8 protein-coding genes and 1 pseudogene are annotated in these 7708 nt (G+C 66.1%); 4 read left to right on the top strand and 5 right to left on the bottom strand.

From position 1 onward, the window contains the following. The 5 genes and pseudogenes from QOC76_RS21920 to QOC76_RS21940 form a co-directional block, all read right to left on the bottom strand. Nucleotides 1-211, bottom strand: a pseudogene (locus tag QOC76_RS21920) (AraC family transcriptional regulator); the annotation flags it as partial. A 72-nt stretch (nt 212-283) separates the two neighbouring features. Beyond that, complete coding sequence (locus QOC76_RS21925; RefSeq protein WP_526360332.1) at nt 284-412, bottom strand: DUF6597 domain-containing transcriptional factor; 129 nt, start codon at nt 410-412, stop codon at nt 284-286. Between the two features lie 10 nt (nt 413-422). Beyond that, complete coding sequence (gene fadD17 / locus QOC76_RS21930) at nt 423-1976, bottom strand: long-chain-fatty-acid--CoA ligase FadD17 (protein ID WP_526360334.1); 1554 nt, start codon at nt 1974-1976, stop codon at nt 423-425. A 77-nt stretch (nt 1977-2053) separates the two neighbouring features. Further along, nucleotides 2054-3151: an acyl-CoA dehydrogenase family protein gene (locus QOC76_RS21935; protein ID WP_526360336.1), complete on the bottom strand. Its 1098-nt coding sequence runs from the start codon at nt 3149-3151 to the stop codon at nt 2054-2056. A gap of 17 nt (nt 3152-3168) precedes the next feature. Continuing rightward, nucleotides 3169-4350 (bottom strand): acyl-CoA dehydrogenase family protein, encoded by a 1182-nt coding sequence (locus QOC76_RS21940; RefSeq protein WP_526360338.1) that lies wholly within the window; start codon nt 4348-4350, stop codon nt 3169-3171. 174 nt (nt 4351-4524) lie between these two features. On the opposite strand from QOC76_RS21940, the gene QOC76_RS21945 reads away from it, so the two are divergent. From QOC76_RS21945 to QOC76_RS21960, 4 genes are all read left to right on the top strand, one after another. Then, a complete protein-coding gene (locus QOC76_RS21945) occupies nt 4525-4716 on the top strand; it encodes a ferredoxin (protein WP_067077361.1) in 192 nt (63 codons plus the stop codon). A 12-nt stretch (nt 4717-4728) separates the two neighbouring features. After that, on the top strand, nt 4729-5649 hold the full coding sequence (locus tag QOC76_RS21950) for a 3-oxoacyl-ACP reductase (protein WP_526360340.1): 921 nt from the start codon (nt 4729-4731) through the stop codon (nt 5647-5649). 264 nt (nt 5650-5913) lie between these two features. Continuing rightward, entirely contained in the window at nt 5914-6678 is a 765-nt protein-coding gene (locus QOC76_RS21955; protein WP_526360342.1) for an MlaE family ABC transporter permease, read from the top strand. 183 nt (nt 6679-6861) lie between these two features. Continuing rightward, a complete protein-coding gene (locus QOC76_RS21960) occupies nt 6862-7704 on the top strand; it encodes an MlaE family ABC transporter permease (protein WP_526360414.1) in 843 nt (280 codons plus the stop codon). Nucleotides 7705-7708: the final 4 nt, after the last annotated feature.

The following is a 7708-nucleotide window of genomic DNA, read 5'->3' on the forward strand; positions in this document are numbered from 1 at the left end:
CGAGGCTGTAGGTGATGAGGCGCAGCTGGTGAAGCGACCACGGCGCCGTCTCCTTAACCGGCTCGTCGGACGCAAGCGCCGTCGTCAGCTCGATCAACGAACGGTCCCGCGAACACTTGACGCCAAGGTCCGTCAGTGCAACGCGGTTGTCGCGCAGTGCCGCCGCCGGAACGCCGAGCAGCCGCGGGAGGGCCCCGGGCCGAAACCGCAAGCCCGCGAACGCATCCCGATTACGCGGGCTGAGAAGTGCCGTGGTGTCCGGACCGGCGACGACGATGCGGCCCTACATTCTGATGAGGTCCATGCAGCCATCGGGCAGAACCCGGACCGGCTCAGGCGGCCCGTCCACCACCCACGCGCACTCGACGAGGTCGCGCAGATGCGATGGGGGTGGGAAGTCGCGGTAACCCACCTCGTCGACGTTACCGCCGAATCGGCCACACCGCGTCCGTGCACTCGGTGCCCTGGGCCGCGAGCCGGCGTTTGATGACCTTGAATGACTCGGTCCGCGGCAGCTCGGAGGCGATGCGCACGAATGCGGGCCACTGCTTGGGGCCCAGGTCCGGTTGCTCGGTCAGGAACTCGCGGAACGCGTCGGAGTCGAACTCGGCCCCGTCGGCAAGCAGTAGCGCCGCCATGACCTGGTCGCCGATGTCGGGAGCCGGGATCCCGTATACGGCGACTTCGATGACGTCGGGATGGCGCAGCAGCACCCGCTCGATCGGCGCGGCACCCAGGTTCTCGCCGTCGACGCGCATCCAGTCGCCCAACCGCCCTGCGAAGTACGCGTAGCCGTTCTCGTCGCGGTAGCCGAGGTCGCCGCTGTGGTACACGCCGCCACGCATGCGTTCGGCGTCGGCGCCGGGATCGTTGTAGTAGCCCTCGAAGCGTCCCGGCCCCGTGGTGTTGACGATCTCACCCGTGACGCCGGGTGGACACGGTTCACCGGTATCCACGTCGACGATGTCGGTGCCCTCGGGCAGCGGGCCCAAGGCGCCCGGCGGGGTGTCCGGCGTGCGTCCGATCGCGACTCCGCCTTCGGTGGAACCGAATCCGTCGACGACGACGGTGTCGAACCGGCGCGCGAACCGCTCGACGTCGGCGGGCGCGCCCTCGTTCCCGTACACCGCCCTTAACGGGTTGTCGGCATCATCGGGACGTTCCGGCGTCGCGAGCACATACGAAAGTGGCTTGCCGACGTAGTTGGCATAGGTCACCCCATAGTGCCGGACGTCGGGAATGAACTGCGACGCAGAGAACTTGCGCCGCAACACCATCGAGCCTCCACAGGCCAGTGACACCGACCAGCCCACCAGCACCGCGTTCGAGTGGAACAACGGCATGGACACGTAGCAGACGTCGTCGGCTCGGAGCCCGAATCGCTCCGTCATCATCAGGCCCGCGATCGCGACCTTGCCGTGGCTGCAGATCACCGCCTTGGGGTCACCGCTGGTACCCGACGTGTAGATCAGCATGAAGGTGTCGGCGGGGTCAGCGGCGCGCACCGTCACCGGCGCAGCGTGATGCGCGGCGATCTCTTCCGCCCATTGCGGAGAGTCGACGTCGATGTGGTCGATGTCGCCGACGATCGCGGCTGACGCCGAATCAGCAAGGACGGCCTGGCAATCCGCATGCCGAATATCGCGCTCCAGTGCAGCGCCGCGGCGGATCGGGTTGAGACCGACCGGCACGATCCCCGTCAGGCCCGCGGCGACGAGCAGCGTCGAGAAGAAGGGAGTGTTCTGCAGCAGCACACCCACGTGTGGCGGCCTGTCGGGATCCATTCGCGCGCGCAGTGCTGCGGCCACGGCCGCCGCCTGCTGAATGTGATCGCGCCACGAGGTGAACGATCCCTCGATGTCTGCTCTTCGCGCAAGCGGCTCATCGGCGAAGTACACGCCGCGCTCGTCGACGTCGAGAAGCGGTGTGATCAGCGAGGTTACGGTGGGAAGCTCGCTTCCGGTCGCTGGGTTCAATTGCTCCTCACGTCCGCAGGGTTCAATTGCTCTCCCCCTTCCCTTCGGGCGGGAGGTGCCCCACACGTCCGCGGGATTCAAGCCGGTGTGGAGGCGAGTTCCCGACCGATGCGCAGCAGCTGCCCCGTGGCACCGCCGACCGCGAACTCCGTCTGCTTGGCCGCGAGGAAGTACCGGTGGACGGGATGGTCGGTGTCGATGCCGACGCCCCCGTGCACGTGCACAGCGGTGTGCGCGACACGGTGTCCTGCCTCCGCCGCCCAGAACGCCGCCGTACTCACGTCGACGTCGGCGGGCAAATCCTCCGACAACCGCCACGCCGCCTGCGTCACGGTCAGGCGCAGGCCCTTGATGTCGATGTAGCCGTCGGCCAGCCGCGAGGAGACCGCCTGGAAGCTGCCGATCGGCCGATCGAACTGCTCGCGTTCGCGCGCGTATTCGGCGGTGAGCTCCAGCGCACGCTCGAGCACGCCGAGCTGAAAAGCGCTGCGGCCCAAAGCGGTGCGCGCGATCAGCCACGAGACGACATCTTCGCCACCGATGACCCGGTCGGCTCCGAGTTCGACGCCGTGGCACTGAAGGTGCCCGACGCTGCCGTGCCCTGTGGTGTTCAGCGGGGCGACCGAAACGCCTGCATCGTCCTTCGCCACCACGAAAACCTTCGTACCCGAATCGGTTTCGGCGGGAACCAGGAAGGCGTCGGCGACGGGGCCGTAGAACACCTGCGTCCTCGTTCCGGTCAACCGGTACGCGTCGCCGTTGGCCGTCCCCCGCACGGGACCCTCACCCATATCGCCGTCGAGTGCGACGGTGACGATTTTGTCTCCGTTGATCGCGGGCACCGCCCACGCCCGCTGAAGCTCCTCCGAACCGAACTCGGCCAGAGCCCCCGCCGCCAGCACCGCCGACTCGAGGTAGGGCACCGCGGCCATCTGCCTGCCGAGTGCGACGAGCACCGCAACCTGCTCGAGCGCGCCAAAACCCCCGCCGCCCACCGCCTCCGGCGCCGTGGTCGAAAGGATGTCGGCGTCTTTGAGCTTCGCCCATAGAACGCTGTCGAAGCGCTCCTCGAGGCCGTCGAGCTCCCGTTGGCGCTCCGGCGTGCACACCGATTCGGTAATGGTGCGTGCCAGACCGCCGAGATCCTCGGCGGCTTCCGTCGTCGTGAAATCCATGGCTTAAATCTCCGTCTCTACCGGTTAACCCGGGGCAGGCCGAGCGCGACCATGCCGATGATGTCGCGCTGAATCTCGTTGGTGCCGCCGCCGAACGTGAGGATCAGGCAGGACCGGTGCATCCGCTCGATGCGACCGCGCAGCAGGGCGCCGGGGGAATCCGCGCGCACCGTCGCGGCGGTGCCGAGCACCTCCATCAGCAGCCGGTAGGCCTCGGTGGCCAACTCGGTGCCGTACACCTTGGCCGCCGATGCGTCCGCAGGCGACGGCGCGGCATGTTCGGTGGAGGCCAGCTCCCAGTTGATCAGCTTGAGCACCTCGGCCTTGGCGTGCACGCGGGCCAGGTTCAGCTGCACCCACTCCGAGTCGATCAGCCGATTACCAAGCACGTCCTTGGTGTTCTGCGCCCACTCGCGAACACCGTTGAGCGCCGAGAAGATCGGCTGAGCGGATACCAGCGCGACGCGCTCGTGGTTGAGCTGGTTGGTGACCAGTTTCCAGCCCGCGTTCTCCTCGCCGACCAGGCTGGTGGTGGGCACCCGGACGTCCTGGTAGTAAGTGGCGCTGGTGTCGACCCCTGCCATCGTGTGAACCGGCGTCCACGAGAAGCCCTCGGCGGTGGTCGGCACGATCAGCATCGAGATGCCGCGATGTTTTTTGGCCTCCGGGTTGGTTCGCACCGCCAGCCAGACATAGTCGGCGTACGCAATCAGGCTGGTCCACATCTTCTGGCCGTTGATGACGTAGTCGTCGCCGTCGCGGACCGCGGAGGTGCGCAGGGCGGCCAGATCGGTGCCCGCCCCCGGCTCGGAGTAGCCGATCGAGAAGTGCAGCTCACCCAAGGCGATCTTGGGCAGGAAGAACTTCTTCTGCTCCTCGGTGCCGAACGCCATGATCGTCGGCGCAACGCTGTTGATGGTCAGGAAGGGGACCGGGACGTTGGCGATGGAGGCCTCGTCGTTGAAGATCAGGCTGTCCATCGGCGGGCGCGCCTGACCGCCGAACTCCTTGGGCCATGACAGCGTCAGCCAGCCGTCCTTGCCCATCTGCGCAACGGTCTCTCGGTAGACGTTGCCGCGACCCATCTCGCCGTCGTTGGCGGCGAGCGCCTCGGCGCGCTGCGGGGTCATCAGCTTGGTGAAGTAGGCGCGCAGCTCGCGCCGCAACTCCTCTTGCTCAGGGGTGTAGCCGATCCGCATCGCCAAGTCCTTAACGTCTCGATAAACCAGAAGAACGCCTATCTGCCAACCCGGTTGTAACACGTTCTAGTCTTGGGGTCCAGCGACGGTTCCCGCGGGTCGCTTCTCGACCTGGTCGTATTGTGGGTGCTGCCCGGGGAACAGCCGGTTGGAGCCCAGTGCTAGGAGGTTGTCGTGCGAGTTGAAGTCGATCGCGATCGGTGTGAAGGTAACGCCGTGTGCGTGGGAATCGCACCAGACCTATTCGATCTCGACGACGAGGATTACGCGGTGGTGAAGCAGGATCCGGTGGCCGCCGACCAGGAGGACCTGGCCGAGCAGTCGATCGCCGAATGCCCGCGAGCCGCGTTGCTTCGAAAGGACTAGAGGTATTCATAAGTGAGCGCACAACGAGACGACCTGAGCGATCTGTCCGGCCGAGTCGCGGTGGTCACCGGGGCGGCCGCTGGCCTGGGTAGGGCCGAGGCGATCGGCCTGGCCCGTTCGGGCGCCACGATCGTGGTCAACGACATGGCCGCGGCGCTGGACGCCTCGGATGTCTTCGACGAGATCGTCGCGGCAGGATCGAAGGCCGTCGCGGTCGAGGGTGACATCAGTGCGCGCAGCACCGCCGACGAACTCGTCGCCACCGCAGAAGGTCTTGGTGGCCTCCACATCGTCGTCAACAACGCGGGCATCACCCGCGACAAGATGCTGTTCAACATGTCCGACGAGGACTGGGACGCCGTTATCGCCGTGCACCTGCGCGGGCACTTTTTGTTGACCCGCAACGCCGCCACCTACTGGCGGGCCAAGGCCAAGGAGGGCGACGGCTCGGTTTACGGCCGGATCATCAACACGTCCTCGGAGGCGGGACTGACCGGTCCGGTCGGCCAGGCCAACTACGGCGCTGCGAAGGCCGGCATCGTTGCGCTGACGCTGAGCGCCGCCAGGGCGCTGGAGCGCTACGGCGTGCGGGCGAACGCCATCGCTCCGCGGGCACGCACCGCGATGACGGCCGATGTGTTCGGCGATGCGCCGGAACTCGCCGAGGGACAGACCGACAGCCTCTCGCCGGATCACGTCGTCTCACTTGTCCGCTTTCTGGCGTCGCCCGCATCCGACCGGGTCAGCGGCCAGGTCTTCATCGTGTACGGGCCGACGGTTACGCTCCTGGCGGCGCCGACCGCCGAGCGGCAATTCACTGCGGACGGCGACGCGTGGGTGCCCGTCGAGCTGAGCACCAAGCTGCGTAATTTCTTTGCTGACCGTGAACTCGAGCACGGATTCTCTGCCACCCACCTGATGAGAAATCCCTAAGAGCCCGCTGAGAGCCGGGCGCCCTTTCGTAGCTAGAACACGTTCCAGAATGACCTGGATCACACCCGTCCTGACCTGGACAAAAGCTGCAAATTTGTCTCAATACCGGGTCCTTTGACACTGCGAACTTGTTCTAGTTAGTATGATCCGGCTCACTGAGAGTTACGTGCGACGCAGGGGTGGAGAAGTCGCCACGGCAAGCAATTTCCAAAGCTTCGCCATGGTGAAAGCTCACGAAACCCCGCCCCGAGAACGGAGCCGAGGTTGATCGAACAGCTTGCGGCCCCGGCGCGGGCCGTGGGCGGTTTCGTCGAGATGTCCATCGACACGTTCGTCAAGATTTTTCGCCGGCCGTTCCAGTTCCGCGAATTCCTCGAGCAGACGTGGATGATCGCGCGGGTCTCGCTGATTCCGACCCTGCTCGTCGCCATTCCGTTCACCGTCCTGGTGGCCTTCACCTTGAACATCCTCCTACGGGAGATCGGTGCGGCGGACCTGTCCGGCGCCGGCACGGCGTTCGGCACCATCACCCAGCTCGGTCCCGTGGTGACGGTGCTGGTGGTCGCGGGCGCCGGCGCGACCGCGATCTGCGCCGATCTGGGCGCCCGCACCATCCGCGAGGAAATCGACGCGATGCGCGTGCTCGGCATCGACCCGATCCAGCGGCTCGTCGTCCCGCGCGTGCTGGCCTCGACCGTCGTGGCGCTTCTGCTGAACGGTCTGGTCTGCGCGATTGGGCTTGCCGGCGGCTACGTCTTCTCCGTGTTCCTCCAGGGCGTCAATCCCGGCGCGTTCATCAACGGCCTGACCGTCCTCACCGGTCTCGGCGAGCTGGTGCTCGCGGAGGTGAAGGCTTTGCTGTTCGGCGTCGTCGCAGGGCTGGTCGGTTGTTATCGCGGGCTGACCGTGCAGGGCGGCCCCAAGGGCGTCGGCACGGCGGTCAACGAAACCGTGGTCTACGCGTTCATCTGCCTGTTCGTCATCAACGTCATCATGACGGCGGTCGGCGTGAGAGTGCTGGTGCGCTGATGTGGGGGTACCGCCCGCTTGCGGGGGACGCTTGCGCGAAGAACAGAGGGCACTGATGAGCGCTTGCGCGAAGAACAGAAGGCTCTGATGAGCGCTTGCGCGAAGAACAGAAGGCTCTGATGAGCGCTTGCGCGAAGAACAGAGGGCGCTGATGAGCGCTTGCGCGAAGAACAGAGGGCGCTGATGAGCTACGACCTCACCCTGCGCTTCCGCCGGGCCTTCCGCGGCGTGCCGAAGGTCGTCGACAACATCGGCGAGCAGGCGCTGTTCTACGGCGAGACGATCCGCTACATCCCCAACGCTGTCACCCGCTACCGCAAGGAGACCATCCGCAACATCGCCGAGATGACGATGGGCACCGGCGCGCTGGTGATGATCGGCGGCACCGTCGGTGTGGCTGCGTTCCTGACCCTGGCCTCCGGCGGTGTCATCGCCGTTCAAGGCTACTCGTCGCTGGGCAACATCGGCATCGAGGCGTTGACCGGCTTCCTGTCCGCGTTCCTCAACGTGCGCATCGTCGCCCCTGTGATCGCCGGCATCGCGCTGGCGGCCACCATCGGCGCCGGTACCACGGCACAACTGGGTGCAATGCGGGTCGCCGAGGAGATCGACGCGGTCGAATCGATGGCCGTGCATTCGGTGTCATACCTGGTGTCCACCCGGTTGATGGCCGGGATGGTGGCGATCATCCCGCTGTACTCGCTGTCGGTGCTCGCCGCGTTCTTCGCCGCCCGCTTCACCACGGTCTTCATCAACAAGCAGTCGGCGGGCCTCTACGACCACTACTTCAACACGTTCCTGGTACCGACCGATCTGTTGTGGTCGTTCCTGCAGGCGATCGTCATGGCGATCGCCGTGATGCTGGTGCACACCTATTACGGGTACAACGCGTCGGGCGGTCCGGTCGGCGTCGGGATCGCGGTGGGTCAGGCCGTCCGCACCTCGCTGATCGTGGTCGTCACCATCACCCTGTTCATCTCACTTGCCGTCTACGGCTCGTCCGGCAATTTCAACCTTTCCGGATAGGTGG

Source organism: Mycobacterium sp., assembly GCF_032159565.1.
GTDB lineage: Bacteria > Actinomycetota > Actinomycetes > Mycobacteriales > Mycobacteriaceae > Mycobacterium.